Consider the following 18,542-nt stretch of genomic DNA (forward strand, 5'->3'; position numbering starts at 1 on the left):
CCTCACGTAATGTTTTGAAATTACTTAAGAATTTTACCACCTGCCCACCGCGACTGTCAACGTGCTTTTCAAAAAGAAATTGGAGAAAGGAAGAATTGCGCCAAACTGCCTTTTAAAGGCATTATAGCGAACGATTCCAGATGACTGTGGATTCATTTTTTATTCACCTTCATAAACAGGTGCTTACAGGAACTTCCTTGATTTCACATGAAGGGAAGAAGAAAAACAGCTCCTAAAACCAGGGCTTTTCCCAGAACTCCCCTCAACCCTTTTTAAGGGCCAAAACGTTTTTTTCTCGTTCGCTCGGAAAGGCCCATGCCTTTTCAAAGACTTCACGTTTTATCTTCACTGAGGCTTGTGGTGGCAAACCAGGATCGTGGAGGGTTACATGCGTTTCGCCAACATCGCACACCAAAACAAAGTGCGCAGAATAACCAGGCTGCTGATACAAAAGTGAAGCATTCACATTACAAATGGAAAGATATCCTTCGCTTTTCAACTGTTTCAAGTCTTCAAGGGCAGGAAGCCTGACTTCAAGTGGATTTGGTGACAACTGAGAAAATTCGCGCGCAAAGGCAAGCTCTTGTAGAATATTGCTTTGCTCAATTTGAATCTTGCCCACCTCTTCCCCACAACGATCAATCACGTAAGCTTCGCCTCTTTGCGCAAAATCTGCAAAATCAAAATCTTCAATCAGCTTTAAATTGTATCCTCTTTTGTGAAGCCAGAGCATTGAAGCCGTTGGCCATGTCCACTTTCCATCTTGCTTTGCTGAAATACGATCGAGCTCCTCATAGGAAAAATGTTGCTCTGGCTCAAAATAAGAAAGCACCATCATCAGCACAGCTTGCCAGCAATGCGTTCCATCACCAGTATTTGGGAAAAAGGGAATTTCTCTCACCATTACGACAACTCCTTCGCTCGTTTGTATGCTGATTGTGTTGCAGCTGTAAGCATGTCTTCAAATTGTGTTTCGTGCAAAGTGTTGAGAGCGGCTTCGGTTGTTCCTCCCTTTGAAGTCACTTGATTGCGTAATGTTTCAATACTTTCTTCTGCCTCTTGCATAAGCGCACTGCTGCCAACGAAAAGTTGTTTTACCATGTCTTCTGCTTTTTCTGCCGCGATGCCCATCTGAGAAAAAGCTTTTGAAAGCACGCGCGCAAACTCAAAAACATAGGCCGGACCTGAACCTGTAATGGCAGTAACTTTATCGATTTCATCATCGGAAGAAAAGGCGTAGGTTTTTGAAATGGGAGAAAAAAGTGCGTGCACTTCTTTTTCTTCGCTTTCACTTAAGCCCAAAGCATAAATACCACACACTCCTTTTCCAATTAAACACGGAGTGTTTGGCATGACGCGAACAAGTTTTTTTGCTGGCAAAGCTGCTGAAAGTGTTTTTGTAGAGACGCCAGCCATGATAGACAGCACAAGACTTTCCGAAGAGAGGTGTTTTTTTAACTGTGTTGCCAGTTCTTTAAATTGCTGAGGTTTACACGCAAGAAGAAAAGCATCACACTCTTTAAGTTCTTCGTATGATTTTACAGCCGTTCCCGAAATGCGATCTGCAAGTTCAAGGGATTTTTTGTGGTCGGGATCATAAGTGAAAACGTGAATTCCATGTTGATGCTTTGAAACACCAAGCGCAATAGCGGTTCCCATATTTCCACATCCTAAAAGTGCAAGCTTCTTCATTCTCTTTTCCTTTCAACACCAAGTTCAAGTGGTGCTCCATATCGCATCGTGTTCACGGCAAATGATCTTGTTTGAACAAATGGCGCAAAGTAAGTTTCGAAATCATAAGATGGAAAATCAAGTTCAGTCAAAACCGTTTTTACATATTTTTCTTCTTCTGAAATCGAATAAATCTCTTTAAGATAGAGGGCAATATCTCTATTGGAACCTTCTAGCATTACAACGGGAAGATGAACATTACATGCTGCAGCCTTTACCTGTACTGGAGAAGCTTTGAAAAGGGCTATCTGTTCAGACGTGAATCCAACTTTGTACAAAACATTTACAATGTAATTCCAACTTTCGTACGAAGCCAACGTTTGAGATAAAAGCGTAACAGGACAAGCTGCTGCAAGTGATGAAAACAAAAAAGGAACAAAACTCATATGTGGTTTTTTATTCACCGCAACATATAAACTTTTTTCCTTCGACATTTTTACGTTATTCACATTGTGCTGGCCAGGAATAGAAAGATTGTTTTCCCCTTCTTCAAAATATTCTAAAAATTGTTTTTCTAACCAAGTTTTCCAAGCCTTTAAAATATAGTGATGATCTTCAGGAAAACTAAACAGAATATTTTTTTCGTATTCAAAAATATTCAATGCTTCCGAAAGCAAAACAATTCGCTTTTTTACGTCTGGGATTGATGAAGAAGCAAAGTGAATTTTTTGTCTTTCAGTTTCGGATTCAGAAAAATAAACATCTTCTGTTTGCTTTGGACCAAGGTATTTTTCTTCGAGGTGAAAAGCTTCTATGTAGGTTTTCCCACCAGCTTTTGGACCCGTTCCAGAAAGCTTAAAGCCACCAAATGGTTCTATAGCAACTCTTGCGCCAGTACATGCGCGGTTCACATAAATATTTCCTGCTTCCAGATGCTGTAAGAAATCATCAATTTCATCTTGGGATTGGCTATAGACTCCTCCCGTTAACGCATATTCCGTTGCATTAAACAGCGCCACCGCTTCAGCGGCGCTACGATAAGAAATAAGATGAATCACTGGACCAAATAATTCTTTTTGTGACCAGCTTTCTTTGGTAAGCGCTCTTTTGTAAGGAATTTCGAATACAACTGGAGCAAGATAAGCAGGCGGAAGTTTTTCTTGTGATCTGTCTATCAAAACTGATCCACCAAACTGTTTGCACTCATTCTTGCATTCAGCAATTTGTGAAAGCAATCGTTCTTTTTCGCGAGCGGAAACAAGCGGATTCATATAGGTAGCATGATCAACCGCGCTTCCCACTTGCATATCCATACAAGCAGCTTTCAAACGCTGGGCAAATTTATCTTTAATGGATTCGTGTACAATCAATCGTGAAGCAGCAGAACATTTTTGGCCAGCATGTCCAAAACAAGAATAAAGGACACCAGAAAGCGCTTCATCTAACTCTGCATTGCTCGTGATGATAATGGCATTTTTCCCACCCATTTCGGTAATGACCTTTACCGGAAGTTCTTCTTGTAACTCTGGATGAAAATACAATCTGCTTGCAGCTTTTCGTGAGATATCCAAGCCAACTTGTTTTGAACCTGTAAACACTATGCCTGAAACCGCTTTGTGTTCTGTCAGCAAATTCCCTATTTCTGAGCCTTTGCCGGGAACATGCGAAAATACTTCTCGAGGAATTCCTGCCTTATAGAGCAAATCTGTAAAAGCTTCGATGACAAGAGGTGTTCTTTCTGCAGATTTCAGCAAAACCACATTTCCACTCACAAGTGCTGCTATCGACATTCCACATGGAATTGCTAACGGAAAATTCCAAGGTGCAATAACAGAAAAAATACCGCGGGCATAAATGGCCTTTGTACCATGTGAAACTCGCATTTCTTCTTGAGCATAAAAGTTGAGAAAATCGATAGCTTCGTCTACATCGGCAACGGCTTCTCGGAATTGCTTTCCAGATTCAAGTGCAATGAGGTACGAAAATTCTCTCCGCGCCAGAAGCAAATGTTCTGCGGCTCTTTTGATGAGGCTTGTTCTCACAATTGACGGCAAACGAGGCCATGCATGAACTTGAAAATTCCTCTCGGCTTTTTCAAGCAAAACATTCACGTCATCTTGAGTTGAAAATTGCACTGAACCTACTCTCAAGTTTTCATGTGACGGAGAAAAGACATCAATCATTTTTCCATTTCTATTTCCGGTTGCGTGGATGTTTCCAAGCTGATGCTGGAGGTAATGTTGAAAACCTGCATCAAAACATTCTCTTTCCTCTTTTTTATAAAATTGAATGGGAGCTATATTTGAAAAAGTATCGCTTATGTGAGTAACAGAGTGATCAAAAGAGAGGGTTCCTTTTTTTCTTTTTTCTTGAATGAGTTGATGAGCAAATTCTTGAGAGACGTTTTTCTCTTTTCGCATTTGAGTCAACACGCCCACTTGTGAAGAATTTTCCATAATTCTTCTTACCAAATATCCCATTCCTTCGATCAATTTTCCAAGGGGAATATAATTCCTCACCGGCCAGCCCAATTCAACCATGGCACACGACAAAGCTTCGAAAGTACCATGAAGACATTGATGCTCAATCACGGGAGATTCAGGAAAACAAAGCTCACGCACCGTTTCGGAAAAACAATGATCAAAAATATTGTGAGAAGCAAGACAGAGTTGAAAGTAATTTGATTCTGTTAAAAGAAGGAAAACAAGTTGTCTGAAACAAATATCAGTTTCTTCTTTGTTTAAAAACTGTGGTGCATCGTAATTGTGCGCGTTGGCTTCAACTGTTTCTGCATCCCAATAAGCACCTTTTACTAAACGAATTGGCATTCGCACTTTTCGTTCTTGGGCAAACTGGAGCAAATCTTGAAAATGAGTGATGCTATCCCGAAGGTATGCTTGCAAGACAATGCCCACTTGATCATATTGCTTCAAGTCTTCGTTGTCGTACAAAGTTTTTTTCAGCATTTCAAACGATAAATCGCGATAATGGTAATGCTCGGCATCGACATTAATGAAAACTTCTTTATCTTTTGCCTTTCGAAGTATGCGCGCTAATCTTGGACCCACTTTTTTGTAAGTGTTGTCTATCGCTGCAAAATTATAATCTGAACACAAAGCCGAAAGCTTGACCGAAACATGGGCTTTGTAAATGCCAGCTGAATTTTTTTCGCCGCGATGTATATGTTTTTCTAAACCTTCAATAATGGAAAGAACATTTTTTTCGTAGCGATCAGCTTCTTCTTCAGACAAAACCAACTCACCCAACTGATCTAGAGTTGCATCTCTCTTAGTCTTTCGCAGGGTAGCGTATGCCTTGTGTGAAGTCTCAATATTTTCACCAGCGATAAAACGCTTGGCCACTTGGCGCACACTAAATCGAATACCTTGTGAAATGAAAAAAGCTGGAAGAAAAAACAGGTTTTTATAAGCAAGTGAAAATATATTTTCTAGGAAACGCGGCAAGGGGATTTCTTTTGCTGATGCTGTTTTCCTAATGGCTGAAGAATCCGCAACAAGACGTCGCAAACTTTCTTTGAGCATTTTTTTAATTTCACGGCCATAGGTATCATGCTCTAAAGAAGGAAGAACGGCTAAAAATTTAAGGAGATGTACGCGAATAAGGCTAAAATCTGCAGAAAGCTTCAAACCGTAATCTGTTAGTTTTTCAAAAATACTTTTTCGATATTTTTTAATCTTGTGAGATAAATCATGTTCAAGTTTTGCTGCCACTTCAAACAAATGGTTTGCAGCATCTTCTTTTAAAAAATCTGGAGCCCCATAAAAAGCTGTGTTTTGCTCTATGATAGTGGGAGCAAGGTGGAGATCGATAGTAAGGAGTTTTTCGAGGTGTTGCGAAAGATCGGTATACAAAGACAGTTGATGATCAGAGAGTGAAACTTGTTTTAAATGTTTGCACAAAAAAGATTCCCACTGAGCACGCCTAGAATAAAAACGAATTTTCTTTTCTTCAGGATGAATGGCCAAGAGAAATGGAATGGTTTCGAGTGTAATTTCTTTTTTGTAATCATGAGAAAATGCGGATGAAACAACTTCTGAAAGTTTAGCTAAATGGTGAACGTTGAGTTCTGTTTTCCCTTCAAACAAAAAAACTTGATAATCTTCGGGAAAAAACAGTGTCCAGATATCGTGTTCAAGCACAACATGATGTTTCAAGATTTTTGGAAGATATAAAAAAGTATGCATAATCATTTTCCCCGGATTAAGTGAGCGCTGGCCATTTGAGAGCAAAAACGCAGCGAAACGTTTACCATTTTTAAGAAAAAGATCATCCTAATTTTTAAAACAAATCCCCCAATTCAAAACAATTGAGGCCAAGCTTCAAAAAGCTCCAGATGCGAGGCGTTCAATTCAAAAACAATGGCCGATGCTCAAAAATGCCAAAACCCGAGGCGCAGATGCATTCGCACCCGGAGCGTACATAAACGTACGTGAGGAGTGCGAATGCATCTGGAACGAAGGAGATTGGCGTTTTTCAGCATCGGCCTGTGAGCCCGACAGGAGTTGAACCTGTGACCTAGCGCTTAGGAGGCGCTCGCTCTATCCACTGAGCTACGGGCCCAAGAGTTGATTCCGAAAAGAATCAACACAAGAACTAACTATAGGAAGCAATAGCGAAGCTAGCGGCATCAAGAATATTTTTTCTGCCGTCTAAGAAAGCAAGTTCTATCACAAATGCGCATTCGTGAATGTGGCCACCAGATTTTTTCACCAATTTGCACGCAGCCTCGGCAGTGCCACCGGTTGCCAGCAAGTCATCGATGATCACCACCCTATCACCTTTGCAAAGAGCATCGGTGTGCATCTCTACTACAGCACTACCGTATTCGAGATCATAAGAAACTTCGATGGTTTCGTAGGGAAGTTTTCCCTTTTTACGAATGGGCACAAACGCAATTCCCAAACTGTGCGCCAACGCAGCGCCAAAAAGAAATCCACGAGATTCAATGCCAACAATGGCCGAAAGTTTTTCACCTTTGTAACGCGACGCAAACACTTCAATGATAGATCGAAATACATTTGGATCACTCAATAATGGAGTAATATCTTTAAAGACAATTCCAGGTTTTGGAAAATCAGGGATATCACGCACATGTTGTTTTACCAGTTGTTCCACGCGTTGCTCCTTTTGGTTTTGTTTCATCTTGTTCTCATCTTCTCATTTTATTTTCTGCTCTTTTGCAAAAAGTGGGGCTCACTTATCCCGCTTGGGCAAGAAAAACAAGGGATTCCTCGCCACAGTTCCCTTTCGCACTTCAAAATGAAGATGTGGGCCAGTAGTACGACCCGTTCTTCCTACATAGGCAATGACTTGGCCTGATTTAATTTTTTGATCTTTTTTCACCACATTATTTTTATTGTGCGCATATGCCGTAAAATAATCATCAGTATGTCGTATTAAAATGAGATTTCCGTATCCTCTCATTTTTCCGGAAAAGGCAACTCTTCCCTCACCTGCTGCTTTTATCGGCGTGCCAATACTGGCTTTGAGGTCAACGCCATCATGTCGTCTGCCTCCACGAAGGCCAAATCCTGAAACCACCACTCCTCCGATGGGCCAGGAAAAACGATTGTGATCGACATGAATTTTTTTTGGTTCTTCAGCAGAAGCAGTACTTCCTCTTGCTTGAGTTGAAGGCTTGTGTCTGGATGATGAAGAAGCGGTGCGCAATTTTTTGTAACCAGCTTTTTTTTCACGCTCTGGAATGGCAATATCCATTCCCACCAGCATGTCATCGGGATTTTGAATGTTATTGTATTCGGCCAAATCTTGCACTTCAACGCGATAAGCTTTTGCTATGCTCCAAATATTTTCACCACGCCTAACCGTGTGAACTTTTCCTTGTTTATTATAAGAGGTGGCACAACTGAGGCTTAAGAAAAGACAGAAAAAACAAAAAAAGTGAAGAAGGCTTTGAAGAGAAAATATTTTTTCAATTCGTTTTTGCGGCATTACCATCCCTCTTCACCAATGAGCTTTACAAAACGACACTTGCTTATTTTTCGCTCAGTATACTCATTTCCATTTTTTTGGATACAAAGAAGTTCTTGTGTTTCTTCTCCTCCAACGGGAATAATAAGACGTCCGCCATCGCAAAGTTGCTCACGCAATTGTTCGGGAACAACGGGCGCACCAGCGGTAACGATAATACCATCAAAAGGTGCTTTTTCTTTCCAACCCAAAGTACCGTCACCAACTCTGAAAAAAATATTTTTGTACTTGAGCTTGTATAAAACTTTTCGCGCTCCCACCGACAAACTTTGAATGCGCTCTATGGTATAGACTTCGCCCGCAAGTTCAGCAAGGACAGCAGTTTGATAGCCAGAGCCAGTTCCAATTTCCAAAATTCTTTTTTGATTATTCAGCTCAAGCAACTCCGTCATGATAGCAACCATGATAGGTTGTGAAATCGTTTGCCGCTCACCAATATGAAGAGAGCGATCAAAGTAAGCTTGTTCTTCCATTCCCGCAGACACAAAAAGATGCCGAGGAACTTTTTCCATCGCGGAAAGAACTTGTTTGTCTTTGATTCCTCCGACAATAAGTTGCTCTTGCACCATTTTTTTTCTGGCTATTTTATAATAATCGTAACCATCTGCATGTCTTTTACTTTTGTTCATCGTTTGACTCTCATAAGGCAAATAAGGCTTCAGCATATTTCCAAAACTCCTCACAATTTCCAGGTTCTCAAACGGCTCAACATATCAAAATCAGTTTGATTAATTTTAAGTGGTGTCACGGCAATTTTTTTCTCCTGAAGAGCGTCACAGTCTGAACCGGGAATACTTTGAAAGCCAAGCTCCCCTCCACCTAGCCAGTAGTAAGGTTTTCCGCGCGGATCACTTTTTTTGATAATGTGATCTCCATATGTTCGTTTGCCTTGCGACGTGATGACGCACTCGAAGTCTTCGTCTGTTTTTCCATTAGGCACATTCACATTCAGCATAATATCGGCAGGAAGAGAATGTTCAAAAATTTGCTCTGCAAGCTTTACAGCAAAGCGCGCCGCAGGTTGAAACTGAAAATGATCGAAGGTAGCGAGCGAAATAGCAAACGAAGGAATACCAAGCAAACCCGCTTCTCTTGCTGCAGCCACAGTTCCTGAGTAGTGAATATCATCACCAATATTTGGACCATGGTTGATGCCAGAAACAACAAGGTCTGGCTTCTGCTTGAGAATTTCCATCACCCCTAACATCACGCAATCAGTTGGAGTTCCTGTTGTGGTATAGACATTATCCGCTCGCTCTACAATGCGAAGCGGACGGTGCAAGGTAAGCGAATGGCTTGAAGCACTTCGCTCGTAATCTGGCGCCACCACCACAACGTTTGCAATATTTTTCAACGCGGCCACAAGGCATTGAAGGCCTTCGGCATGAATTCCATCATCATTTGAAACTAGAATAAGGGGTTTACTCATAACGTTAACTTTCTCAAAAAGAAGGGAGCTTTCTGTAAGATTTACACACACATGTGTCAAGATTTGAAATAGCAAAAACCCCCGCATTTTTGCCGCATTCCAAGAAGTTTTTCACCTAGACTTCTTTTTCAATGAATGCTAACGGGTCGCCCCACTATGAGTGAATCGTACAAAAAAGCTGGTGTAAATATTGATGCGGGAAATGCATTTGTTGAACGCATTAAACCCTTTGTGCAAGCAACAAAGCGCCACGGCGTTCTCACTGAACTTGGTGGCTTTGCAGGTTTTTTTCAACCTGATCTTGCTGACATGAAGGAACCTGTTTTGGTTTCTGGCACGGATGGCGTTGGCACAAAACTGATGCTCGCAAAAGAGCTTGGCGATGTTTCACGCATTGGCATCGACCTTGTTGCCATGTGCATCAATGACATAGCTTGTTCTGGAGCAACTCCCCTTTTCTTTCTCGACTATCTTGCAACAGGCCAACTTGATGTTGAACTGCACGCTCGCGTCGTAGAAGGTATTGCCGAAGGATGCAAGCAAGCAAAGTGTGCGCTCATCGGAGGAGAGACTGCCGAAATGCCAGGATGCTATCAAGGCACAGACTTCGACCTGGCTGGTTTTGCGGTGGGCATTGTGGACAGATCAAAAATAATCGACGGCACCGAAATACGTGTTGGGCAAAAAATCATTGGCGTTGCTTCCAGCGGGTTTCATAGCAACGGTTACTCTCTTGTTCGAAGTATTATCAAAGATCACAATCTCAATCTTTCAGCAGCACTTCCAAACAGCACATCAAGCATTGGCGAAGCTTTGCTGGAACCCACTTTTATTTACAGCTCTCTCATCACTCAACTCTTAAAACAATTTTGCATCACCGGCATTGCGCACATTACTGGCGGCGGATTTTGGGATAACATTCCACGCATTCTACCACCGCGTGTGATGGCAACTATAAACAGCAGCGCTTGGCAACGTCCTCCAGTGGTTTCGTTTCTTCAAGAAACAGCAAAAATTGACGAAAGCGAAATGCTGAGGGTCTTCAACGCTGGCATTGGTTTAGTGCTTATTGTTCCTGAAGAACAAAGTCAGAGCGTTTGCGATTTTATTCAGAGTGCACAACACCACGCTTGGATTATTGGCGACATCAAAGCAAGTGATGCTGATGCCACCATTCAATTTACAAACTTATGAGTTCTTCACCTCTCATTCTCGGCGTTCTTATTTCTGGAAATGGAAGTAATTTACAAGCCATCATCGATGCCTGCCAGGAAAAGCGCATCAATGCTAAACTTGCTGTGGTTGTAAGCGACAACAAAAATGCCTACGGATTACAACGTGCAGAGGAAGCTGGCATTCCGCATTTTGTCGTTAAGAGAACTGCCTTCGCTTCTCAAAAGGAATTTGAAGAAGAAATTGTAAGCTGCTTAAAAAGACATAGCGTACAGCTCGTTTGCCTTGCGGGTTTCATGCGCATCATTGGAAAAAACTTACTCGCCGCATTTCCAAATCATATTCTCAACATTCATCCCTCTCTCTTGCCTGCGTTTCCCGGACTTGATGCTGTAAAGCAAGCCTATGATGCCAAGGCAAAACTTGCCGGCTGCACTGTTCATGTTGTGGATGAACTTATGGATCATGGCCCCATTTTGCTTCAGGCATCTGTGGAAGTTACTGCCAGTGATACCTATGAAAGCCTAAAAGCGAAAATTCTTGAACAAGAACACAAGATCTATCCAAAAGTAATTCAACTCATTGCTGAAAAGAAAATCTCTCTCAGCACATTTTAAAAAAATTTGTGCGGCAGGGATTTACAAAAAGAAAAAAACATTCTAGAGAATTTTGCCAGGGGGAATTATGCATTCATATCGATCAACTCTTTTTGTCTTCGTTTTCTTTCTTTCACTTTTTCTTTCCGCGCCGCAATCTGCAAAAGCAGTGGGCAATTTTTCAATGGGAATTGGACCGGTGGGAAATATTTTTATTGTTGATGCTAAAACACCGCTGGATCCAGGGCCTGGTGGCTATCTCTATTTCGACTATCGCTGGTCACCTCAATTTTCAACCCAGGTGAGCGTGATGGTCTCCACACAAGATGGTGCCGGATCTAGCAACGGTGACAATGGCATTGAATTTTTGGGCATTCCTACATTCGACCTCAAGTTTTTCTTTCTCGCCAACGATTCTCGTTGGGACCCCTACGCCCTCTTGGGTGCCGGTGTTTACGCCATTAGTGAAGGAACAAGAAATAACGGTACGGTTGCAGTGGGCTTAGGTACAAACCTGGGATTTGGGCTTGATTACTACGTTAGCGAGCAACTCTCAGTTGGTGGAGCTGCCATCTTTCGCTCCATTGGCCTCATTGACAGCACCAGCGGCTCCAACAATGGAACAGCACTTTTTCCCTTTAGCATGATGGCAAACGTTGCGTGGCATTGGTAGACTTCAGAGTTCTTTTTTTAAGAGTCCGCTCTTCACCCACCCTGCCAGCATTTGCGTAAGGTGCAAAAGTTCTTCTTGGCTACTTCCAATCAGATCTTCTGCTTCTTCACACAATGTAGAAAACTTTTTCCCTGCTTTCAGAAGCTGTAAGAGCTTCTCTTCCTTTTCTTCAAGGCTTTGATACATCACTTCATATTCATTTCGCCACAAAACTATTGAAGACGTTTCATCTTTCAAGCGTTCAAATGCAAAAACCGTTTCTGGAGAGCCCAGGTAATGCTTACGTATTTCCCACACCGGAAACTGCGCCGTGAGAAATCGCACAGATGGCACAAGCTGCAAATGGAGATTTGGCCATGCTTCTGGAGCACATGCTTCCAAATCTGAAAGTTCAAGTGCAACAGCATCTGCCGCATCAAAGGCCTCAAGCAATTCCCATTCAAAAGCCGCAAGATCTGCCAGAAAAGGATATTGCTCTTGCAGCGAATGTCTTTTTAAAAAAGGGGGAAGATGCTTTCCTGCGTAACGCAGTGAGAAATGACGTGGAACATGAACGTTTAAATATTCACGAATGAGTTCAAGAAAAAGTTCATCACCTAATACTGCATGCACAGTAGCATAGTCTTCCTTTAAGCTATTGTGGATGCGAATAAAATAAGCAGTGGCATAAATTTCTAATCGTCGAACGGCATCAAGTTTTTCAGTTGAACACACAGGCAAATCATGGAGTTGGTAATGTTCAATCGCAGCTTCAATTCCGCCGGAGTAACTCACAAGTTTTTTGATGAGATCTTGCGTCTCTTTAAGCGTTAGCTGACTGCTTGGATTTGAAGGCATGATATCTTTCCTTTGCTCGGGTGAGTTCTAAGAGGAGCTCATCAAAGGGAGGAATGTGATCGTCCCATTCAATAAGGGTTGAAACATCTCCAAAACGTTCGAGCGCTTTATCGTACAACTTCCACACTTCATCTCGAATGTGGTGATCATGCGTATCCAGCAAGTGCGTGCCCATGTCACTATGACCAGCAAGATGAAACTGGCCAACGCGCTTGGGATCGATCGCGTTTAAATAAACATGCGGATCAAATTCGTGATTCACAGCACTTACAAAAATATTGTTGATGTCGAGCAAGATATTGCAATCGGCTTCTTCCGCAATGCAGCTGACAAATTCCCATTCAGTCATCGACGAAGAATGATACTCCATATAACTGGAAACATTTTCGAGTAAAATTTTTCGTTCAAGAAAATCTTGCACCTGTCTAACCCTTGCTATCACATGCTTTGCCGCCTCTTCTGTTTGTGGAATGGGCATCAAATCATGCAAGCTATGTTTTCCAGTGCTGCTCCAACACGTGTGATCAGAAATCCACTTTGGATTACAACGATCTGCAAGTTGCTTGAGTTTTTTAAGGTAGTCAAAATCGAGGGGATCTGTAGAACCAATGGACATCGAAACGCCATGCATCACAATGGGATAATGTTCTGCAATTTGATCTAAAACTGAAAGCGGCCTTCCACCAGGAATCATGAAGTTTTCAGAAATCACTTCAAACCAGTCAACTTCTTTGGGCCACTTTTCTAGAATATCGGGGTAGTGCTTTGTTCGCAACCCTACCCCGAAACTTAGAAACGGACATGCTTTTGAATCAGCAGTCTTCATTATTTTTCAACTTTTCCGCCTTTTTCAACGCACTCTGCTTCAGTTGCAGTTTTGATGAAGCCTTTTCCGCCACAACCATTTTGTCCTGCACAAGCATTGCCTGCAGTTTTGCATGCACTGTGACCTTTGCACGCATTTGCGCCCATACATTTTACCATGTCAGCTTTTTCAGCTTTTGGCGCGCTGTCGGCATTTGCAGCACCAGCAATGAAAAGACCAGCAACCGCAGCAGCTACCATAGCACCTTTTAATGTTCTTTTGTTCATGTGTTCCCCTTGTGATTCAACAAACTGCTTTTTTTCACTATGAGAAAAAACGGTTTGTTCTGAGTTTCTGCAGATTCTAGAAAAAGCAAAATCTCTCGTCAATAAGAAAAATGAGGGAGGAAAAGGAAGGAAGTATTAAAATTCTAACTGCCCTTTCATAAAGGCAATAATTTTTGCATTTCCCAAAAACTGGTCGAAGAGATCGTTCCCAGAGGGAGCTGCTGGAAGTGTGGTTTCCAGTCGTAAGGTAATGTTTCCGCCCGATAATGGCTCAAGCGTTTCAAGCATTAAGTTTGGAATATCAAAATCAACAATCCCTGCTAAGCCAGGTGTTACCTGCTCTGGATCAAGTTCACCAAGCACAACGCGAATGCGGAAAGAAACTCCATCCAAATCTAAACGCGTTCCATCAAAACTTCCCTCGGCGACTATTTTTTTGCTTCCAGTAATAATCATTGTGGCGGTTACGCCTGAAGGAAGATCAGGAATTTCTGTACTGCGCAGATACATAATAACTGGCGGAAATTCATCCATGCTTAAGGTTGCGCCTTCATCAGAAATGGTGATGGGAATTTTTCCCGTGATGATCAGATCTGTAGGTCCACCTGGAAGTAAACTTGGGATATCAAGCGCAAACCCGCCGCTGTAGCATGCGCGCTGGTCACCCGGCGTACATTCGCCAAGCGTTGCACCAATGGCAAGCTCACCATTTGGCCCAGGTGCTGCTTCACCAATCAACTGAACATACACAAGTCCTTCACGCGGAGAATCAAACATAAACTGTAAAAGCCCGCGATGAAGAGCAGAATATTCTTTTACCTGACTTTGCTGATATTCACCTACTTGGTCTTCGGTAACTGGCGTCCAGCGTTCTGTTTCACCAGTAACCCAACCACCAAAACTTGCTTTCGTCGTTTCCAAATTCAGTGGCGAGTAAGTGACTTTTACCTTCAAGACATCGCCGGGAGGAATCACAATATCTTTCTGCTGCGACTCTTGCCCACCCACAAGAACTTGTGTCACTTGAAAATGACCTTCTGCATTTGAATAAGGCTCAAAGCCTGCAAAACGAAGATGCTGCTCTTCATCTTTACTGGGATTGGCAATGGTAATGCTGCGCGTTGACTCCAGCGTAATTTGCGTTTTCGGAAACACTTCATCCTGCCACGCCGTAAACTGATCCGGCGCTTGGCTGCACGCAGCAAGCAAAAGCACAGCACAAGTTGTAATCAATCGTTTCGTCATACGTAAAGTTTTGTTCCCATACCTTCAAAGAGCCACATTGCCTAGTGCCAGCGTGTCAAACCGGAGACGCATAGCAGCATAATGTCTCAACCTCTTATCGGTGGCTCATCAGAAAAGTTGCGTGAATAGTTTGCTCACGCATTTTGGTGTATTTTACTTTAAATATTAAGGGGTTAGAAAACTAGCTCTTCAACGCACTTTAGGCATGATGGGATAATTTTCGGTGAAGCAGGCGTCGCAGTATTCGTCTTTGTTTTTTTCGTCCTCGAACCAATATAAATCATCGCGGGAAAGGTAGGAAAGGCTGTCAGCGTCGATGAACTTTCTGATTTCTTCGATGGAGTGATTTGCTGCGGTGAGTTCTTTTTTATCTGGCGTATCAATGCCGTAATAGCATGGCCCAATTGTAGGTGGCGAGGAAACACGCATGTGCACTTCTTTTGCGCCAGCCTTTCGCAACATTTTTACAATTTTCATTGAGGTTGTTCCACGCACAATGGAATCATCTACAACGATCACACGTTTTCCCTCAAGCACTTCGCGAACGGGATTGAGTTTGAGCTTTACGCCAAAATGTCTAATTTCACTTACGGGTTCAATGAACGTACGCCCTACATAATGGTTGCGAATCAAGCCAAGCTCATACGGAATCCCTGATTCCTCGGCATAACCAATCGCCGCCGGCACACCTGAATCGGGGATGGGAATAACCACATCGGCATCAACCGGAAACTCATTTGCCAACTGCTTTCCAAAGCCTTTACGAATGGGATACACATCGCGGCCAAACAAATGGCTGTCGGGACGAGCGAAATAAATATATTCAAAAATACACTTTTTTGCCCTCTTCTTTGCTTTTTCAAATGGCTTGAACGAATGTATACCCTCTTGATTGAACAACACAATTTCACCAGGTTCGATGTCGCGCACATATTCTGCATCTATCAAATCGAGCGCGCAGGTTTCGGAAACCACAATGTAACCGTCTCCAATTTTTCCAATTGAAAGCGGACGAAAACCGTAAGGGTCACGCGCTGCTACCAAGCCTTCTTTGCACAAAAAAGTAAGGGAATAAGCACCTTCAACTTTTTTGAGTGCTGCTGTAATGCGATCAACAATATTTCCTTTTTTTTCACGTGCAATTAAATGCATCACCACTTCGGTATCCATGGTAGATCTAAAAATAGCACCATCTTCCTCAAGCTGCGTTTTCAAAAACTTCGAGTTGGTAATGTCTCCATTGTGCGCAATGCCATACGATTCACCTCTCGCATTCACCACAAATGGCTGAGCATTGGCTAAGACTGAAGTACCGGTTGTTGAATAGCGAACATGACCAATGCAAGCATCGCCAGCAAGTTTTTCCAAAAGAGGTTGATCAAACAAATCAGCAACAAGCCCCATACCACAATGCTGATGAAAGCTCTTGCCGTCTAATGAGAAAATACCAGCGCTTTCCTGTCCGCGATGTTGTTCTGCATACAAGCAGAGATAGGCAAGCTTGCTTGCTTCTTTATGATTAAATACTCCAACAACACCACACATAAAAACTCCTTAAGCCTTCTTCGCAGAAAACTTATGCATCATTTGAAAATCTTTTTGCAAACGCGTTTCGCCAACGATCATTTAACTCAGCAACATTAATGTTAATCACACCCTCGTTTATGGAGAAACAGGATCCACCTACTTCGCCAATAACACTGCTGTTCACGCCACACTCTTTTGCAATGTTTTGGAGGTTTTCAAGATCTTGCGGCGCAACAGAAACCACAATGCGTGAAGCGGTTTCGCCAAACAAAAGCGCATCCATTCGAATGTTTTCTTGGAGGTTCACTCTGACACCTAACAGACTGCCAGACCTTGTCAAGCATGACTCTGCCAAGCATATGGCCAAGCCACCATCAGAAACATCGTGTGCAGACTTGATCATTTTGCGTTCGATAAGCGTTCGGCATAAAGCCTGAAGTGCTTTCTCATATTCAAAGTTTAAAGATGGTGGAAACCCTGCTACTTTTTGGTGAATCACACTCAGGTATTCACTTGCCCCAAGATCAAGCTCTGTTTTTCCAAGCAAGACAATCATGTCGCCGCTGTCTTTCCACCACGGCGTCATTACTTTTTCGGCATCTTCCAAAAGCCCAACCATGGCCACTGCCGGCGTGGGATAAATACCTTCACCTGAAGTCTCGTTGTAGAAGCTTACGTTTCCACTTACGATGGGAGTTGAAAAAGCTTCGCACGCAGCAGCCATACCGCGAAGCGATTGTGTAAACTGCCACATAATTTCTTTACGCTCAGGATTTCCAAAGTTGAGGCAATCGGTAATGGCAAGTGGCTTTGCCCCCACGCAACTTAAGTTCCGCGCAGATTCAGCAACAGCAAGGGCTGCACCAGTGTAAGGGGCGAGGTAGCAATATCGGCTGTTGCAATCGGCACTCAGCGCAATGGCTTTCTTGGTGTCTTTAATCCGCACCACTGCTGCATCAGCGCCAGGGAGCACAAGCGAATTTGTCATCACCATATGATCATACTGCTGCCAAATCCAAGCCTTGTTGTATAAGTTTGGAGACTCAATCAAGGTAAGAAAAGCTTCTTGATATGATTTTGGTTCTGGAATTTCATCAAGGTTTAATTCTTGCTTTGCAGCAAGATCACTTGGTTTTTCAGCTGGTCTGTCATACAGAGGCGCTTCATCCACCAGCGGCCGGATAGGCATATCCACCACAACTTCGCCGCGATGTTCGATGTGCATTTTTCCGCTGTCGGTCACTTCACCAATCACCGCTACATCAAGATCCCATTTTTCAAAAATATTTTTTACAATATCTTCTTTTCCACGCTGCGCTACAATCAACATGCGTTCCTGCGACTCTGACAACATCATCTCATACGCCGTCATGTTTTCTTCGCGCTGCGGAACGAAGTCTAGGTTAAGCTTCATGCCACTGCCCGCACGGTCTGCCATTTCAAACGAAGAACTCGTGAGCCCCGCTGCACCCATATCTTGAATACCAACGATGGCATCTTCTTTCATCAACTCAAGGCAAGCTTCTAGCAACAGTTTTTCTGTGAAAGGATCGCCCACTTGAACCGTTGGACGTTTTTCTTCGGAGCTTTCGTCAAATTCATCCGAAGCCATGGTGGCACCGTGAATACCATCGCGCCCAGTTTTAGAACCTACATAAATAACAGGATTGCCAACACCAGAACCAAATCCACGGAAAATTTTGTCGCTATCCAAAAGGCCGATGCAAAATGCATTCACCAAAATGTTGCCGTTGTAACACGCATCGAAACTACATTCGCCGCCAACCGTTGGAATACCCATCGTATTTCCATAGCCGCCAATGCCTGATACCACACCATTTACCAAGTATTTGGTTTTGGGATGATCTACACTTCCAAAACGAAGTGAATTCAAAAGCGCAATAGGCCTTGCTCCCATCGTGAAAACATCGCGTAAAATTCCGCCCACTCCCGTTGCTGCGCCTTGATATGGTTCGATGTAGGAGGGGTGGTTGTGACTTTCCATTTTGAAGCAAACAGCTTTGCCATCGCCAATGTCCACCACGCCAGCATTTTCGCCCGGGCCTTGTAAAACCTGTGGGCCTTTTGTGGGAAGTTTTTTCAAGTGAATACGCGAGCTTTTGTACGAGCAGTGCTCAGACCACATCACAGAGCAAATACCAAGCTCGGTAATGCTGGGCTCTCTTTCCAAAAACTTGAGGATTTTTTTATATTCCTCTTGAGAGAGACCATGTTCAGCAATTAATTCTGGAGTTATTTTTGTTGGTGTCGTCATATTTTTATGAGG

Annotated in this window: 16 protein-coding genes and 1 tRNA gene; 3 read left to right on the top strand and 14 right to left on the bottom strand. The window is 42.8% G+C overall.

Annotated elements, in window-relative coordinates; all coding sequences use genetic code 11:
* Window positions 1-262: 262 nt before the first annotated feature.
* The 8 genes from COV43_09455 to COV43_09490 all read right to left on the bottom strand — a co-directional run bounded on the left by COV43_09455 (window position 263) and on the right by COV43_09490 (window position 9,112).
* Complete coding sequence (locus COV43_09455; protein PIR24624.1) at window positions 263-904, bottom strand: hypothetical protein; 642 nt, start codon at window positions 902-904, stop codon at window positions 263-265.
* Window positions 904-1,692 (bottom strand): pyrroline-5-carboxylate reductase, encoded by a 789-nt coding sequence (gene proC, locus COV43_09460; GenBank protein ID PIR24625.1) that lies wholly within the window; start codon window positions 1,690-1,692, stop codon window positions 904-906. Before proC ends, COV43_09455 begins: the two co-directional genes overlap by 1 nt.
* Entirely contained in the window at window positions 1,689-5,882 is a 4,194-nt protein-coding gene (locus COV43_09465) for a hypothetical protein (protein ID PIR24626.1), read from the bottom strand. Before COV43_09465 ends, proC begins: the two co-directional genes overlap by 4 nt.
* 297 nt (window positions 5,883-6,179) lie before the next feature.
* A tRNA-Arg gene (locus COV43_09470) sits at window positions 6,180-6,252 on the bottom strand.
* Between the two features lie 33 nt (window positions 6,253-6,285).
* Entirely contained in the window at window positions 6,286-6,834 is a 549-nt protein-coding gene (locus tag COV43_09475) for an adenine phosphoribosyltransferase (protein PIR24627.1), read from the bottom strand.
* Between the two features lie 51 nt (window positions 6,835-6,885).
* On the bottom strand, window positions 6,886-7,650 hold the full coding sequence (locus COV43_09480) for a hypothetical protein (GenBank protein PIR24628.1): 765 nt from the start codon (window positions 7,648-7,650) through the stop codon (window positions 6,886-6,888).
* Complete coding sequence (locus tag COV43_09485) at window positions 7,644-8,312, bottom strand: protein-L-isoaspartate O-methyltransferase (GenBank protein PIR24668.1); 669 nt, start codon at window positions 8,310-8,312, stop codon at window positions 7,644-7,646. Before COV43_09485 ends, COV43_09480 begins: the two co-directional genes overlap by 7 nt.
* A 50-nt stretch (window positions 8,313-8,362) precedes the next feature.
* Window positions 8,363-9,112: a 5'/3'-nucleotidase SurE gene (locus COV43_09490; GenBank protein ID PIR24669.1), complete on the bottom strand. Its 750-nt coding sequence runs from the start codon at window positions 9,110-9,112 to the stop codon at window positions 8,363-8,365.
* A gap of 156 nt (window positions 9,113-9,268) precedes the next feature.
* Between COV43_09490 and COV43_09495 the strand changes: the two genes are divergently transcribed.
* The 3 genes from COV43_09495 to COV43_09505 all read left to right on the top strand — a co-directional run bounded on the left by COV43_09495 (window position 9,269) and on the right by COV43_09505 (window position 11,554).
* The gene (locus COV43_09495; GenBank protein ID PIR24670.1) at window positions 9,269-10,306 is read left to right on the top strand and encodes a phosphoribosylformylglycinamidine cyclo-ligase; all 1,038 of its coding nucleotides are present in this window, start codon (window positions 9,269-9,271) and stop codon (window positions 10,304-10,306) included.
* Window positions 10,303-10,902 carry a phosphoribosylglycinamide formyltransferase gene (locus COV43_09500; GenBank protein PIR24629.1) on the top strand — a complete coding sequence of 200 codons (600 nt, stop codon included), beginning with the start codon at window positions 10,303-10,305 and terminating at the stop codon, window positions 10,900-10,902. Before COV43_09495 ends, COV43_09500 begins: the two co-directional genes overlap by 4 nt.
* A gap of 67 nt (window positions 10,903-10,969) precedes the next feature.
* Window positions 10,970-11,554 carry a hypothetical protein gene (locus COV43_09505; GenBank protein PIR24630.1) on the top strand — a complete coding sequence of 195 codons (585 nt, stop codon included), beginning with the start codon at window positions 10,970-10,972 and terminating at the stop codon, window positions 11,552-11,554.
* A gap of 3 nt (window positions 11,555-11,557) precedes the next feature.
* On the opposite strand, the gene COV43_09510 is transcribed toward COV43_09505, so the two are convergent.
* The 6 genes from COV43_09510 to COV43_09535 all read right to left on the bottom strand — a co-directional run bounded on the left by COV43_09510 (window position 11,558) and on the right by COV43_09535 (window position 18,530).
* Window positions 11,558-12,391 (bottom strand): hypothetical protein, encoded by an 834-nt coding sequence (locus tag COV43_09510; protein PIR24631.1) that lies wholly within the window; start codon window positions 12,389-12,391, stop codon window positions 11,558-11,560.
* On the bottom strand, window positions 12,357-13,217 hold the full coding sequence (locus tag COV43_09515; protein PIR24632.1) for a hypothetical protein: 861 nt from the start codon (window positions 13,215-13,217) through the stop codon (window positions 12,357-12,359). Before COV43_09515 ends, COV43_09510 begins: the two co-directional genes overlap by 35 nt.
* Window positions 13,217-13,483, bottom strand: a complete 267-nt coding sequence (locus COV43_09520) for a hypothetical protein (GenBank protein PIR24633.1) — start codon at window positions 13,481-13,483, stop codon at window positions 13,217-13,219. Before COV43_09520 ends, COV43_09515 begins: the two co-directional genes overlap by 1 nt.
* A gap of 135 nt (window positions 13,484-13,618) precedes the next feature.
* A complete protein-coding gene (locus COV43_09525; GenBank protein ID PIR24634.1) occupies window positions 13,619-14,728 on the bottom strand; it encodes a hypothetical protein in 1,110 nt (369 codons plus the stop codon).
* A gap of 189 nt (window positions 14,729-14,917) precedes the next feature.
* Complete coding sequence (locus COV43_09530) at window positions 14,918-16,273, bottom strand: amidophosphoribosyltransferase (GenBank protein ID PIR24635.1); 1,356 nt, start codon at window positions 16,271-16,273, stop codon at window positions 14,918-14,920.
* A 31-nt stretch (window positions 16,274-16,304) separates the two neighbouring features.
* Window positions 16,305-18,530 carry a phosphoribosylformylglycinamidine synthase II gene (locus tag COV43_09535; GenBank protein PIR24636.1) on the bottom strand — a complete coding sequence of 742 codons (2,226 nt, stop codon included), beginning with the start codon at window positions 18,528-18,530 and terminating at the stop codon, window positions 16,305-16,307.
* Between the last annotated feature and the right edge of the window lie 12 nt (window positions 18,531-18,542).

Source organism: Deltaproteobacteria bacterium CG11_big_fil_rev_8_21_14_0_20_42_23, assembly GCA_002796345.1.
Lineage (GTDB): Bacteria > UBA10199 > UBA10199 > 2-02-FULL-44-16 > 2-02-FULL-44-16 > 1-14-0-20-42-23.

Bases quoted from the DNA above. Each gene is read 5' to 3' on its own strand.
- COV43_09475 (PIR24627.1), bottom strand. From the start codon at position 6,834: ATGAAACAAAACCAAAAGGAGCAACGCGTGGAACAACTGGTAAAACAA.
- COV43_09530 (PIR24635.1), bottom strand. From the start codon at position 16,273: ATGTGTGGTGTTGTTGGAGTATTTAATCATAAAGAAGCAAGCAAGCTT.
- COV43_09510 (PIR24631.1), bottom strand. From the start codon at position 12,391: ATGCCTTCAAATCCAAGCAGTCAGCTAACGCTTAAAGAGACGCAAGAT.
- COV43_09520 (PIR24633.1), bottom strand. From the start codon at position 13,483: ATGAACAAAAGAACATTAAAAGGTGCTATGGTAGCTGCTGCGGTTGCT.
- proC (PIR24625.1), bottom strand. From the start codon at position 1,692: ATGAAGAAGCTTGCACTTTTAGGATGTGGAAATATGGGAACCGCTATT.
- COV43_09505 (PIR24630.1), top strand. From the start codon at position 10,970: ATGCATTCATATCGATCAACTCTTTTTGTCTTCGTTTTCTTTCTTTCA.
- COV43_09490 (PIR24669.1), bottom strand. From the start codon at position 9,112: ATGAGTAAACCCCTTATTCTAGTTTCAAATGATGATGGAATTCATGCC.
- COV43_09535 (PIR24636.1), bottom strand. From the start codon at position 18,530: ATGACGACACCAACAAAAATAACTCCAGAATTAATTGCTGAACATGGT.
- COV43_09515 (PIR24632.1), bottom strand. From the start codon at position 13,217: ATGAAGACTGCTGATTCAAAAGCATGTCCGTTTCTAAGTTTCGGGGTA.
- COV43_09455 (PIR24624.1), bottom strand. From the start codon at position 904: ATGGTGAGAGAAATTCCCTTTTTCCCAAATACTGGTGATGGAACGCAT.
- COV43_09480 (PIR24628.1), bottom strand. From the start codon at position 7,650: ATGGTAATGCCGCAAAAACGAATTGAAAAAATATTTTCTCTTCAAAGC.
- COV43_09525 (PIR24634.1), bottom strand. From the start codon at position 14,728: ATGACGAAACGATTGATTACAACTTGTGCTGTGCTTTTGCTTGCTGCG.
- COV43_09485 (PIR24668.1), bottom strand. From the start codon at position 8,312: ATGAACAAAAGTAAAAGACATGCAGATGGTTACGATTATTATAAAATA.
- COV43_09465 (PIR24626.1), bottom strand. From the start codon at position 5,882: ATGATTATGCATACTTTTTTATATCTTCCAAAAATCTTGAAACATCAT.
- COV43_09500 (PIR24629.1), top strand. From the start codon at position 10,303: ATGAGTTCTTCACCTCTCATTCTCGGCGTTCTTATTTCTGGAAATGGA.
- COV43_09495 (PIR24670.1), top strand. From the start codon at position 9,269: ATGAGTGAATCGTACAAAAAAGCTGGTGTAAATATTGATGCGGGAAAT.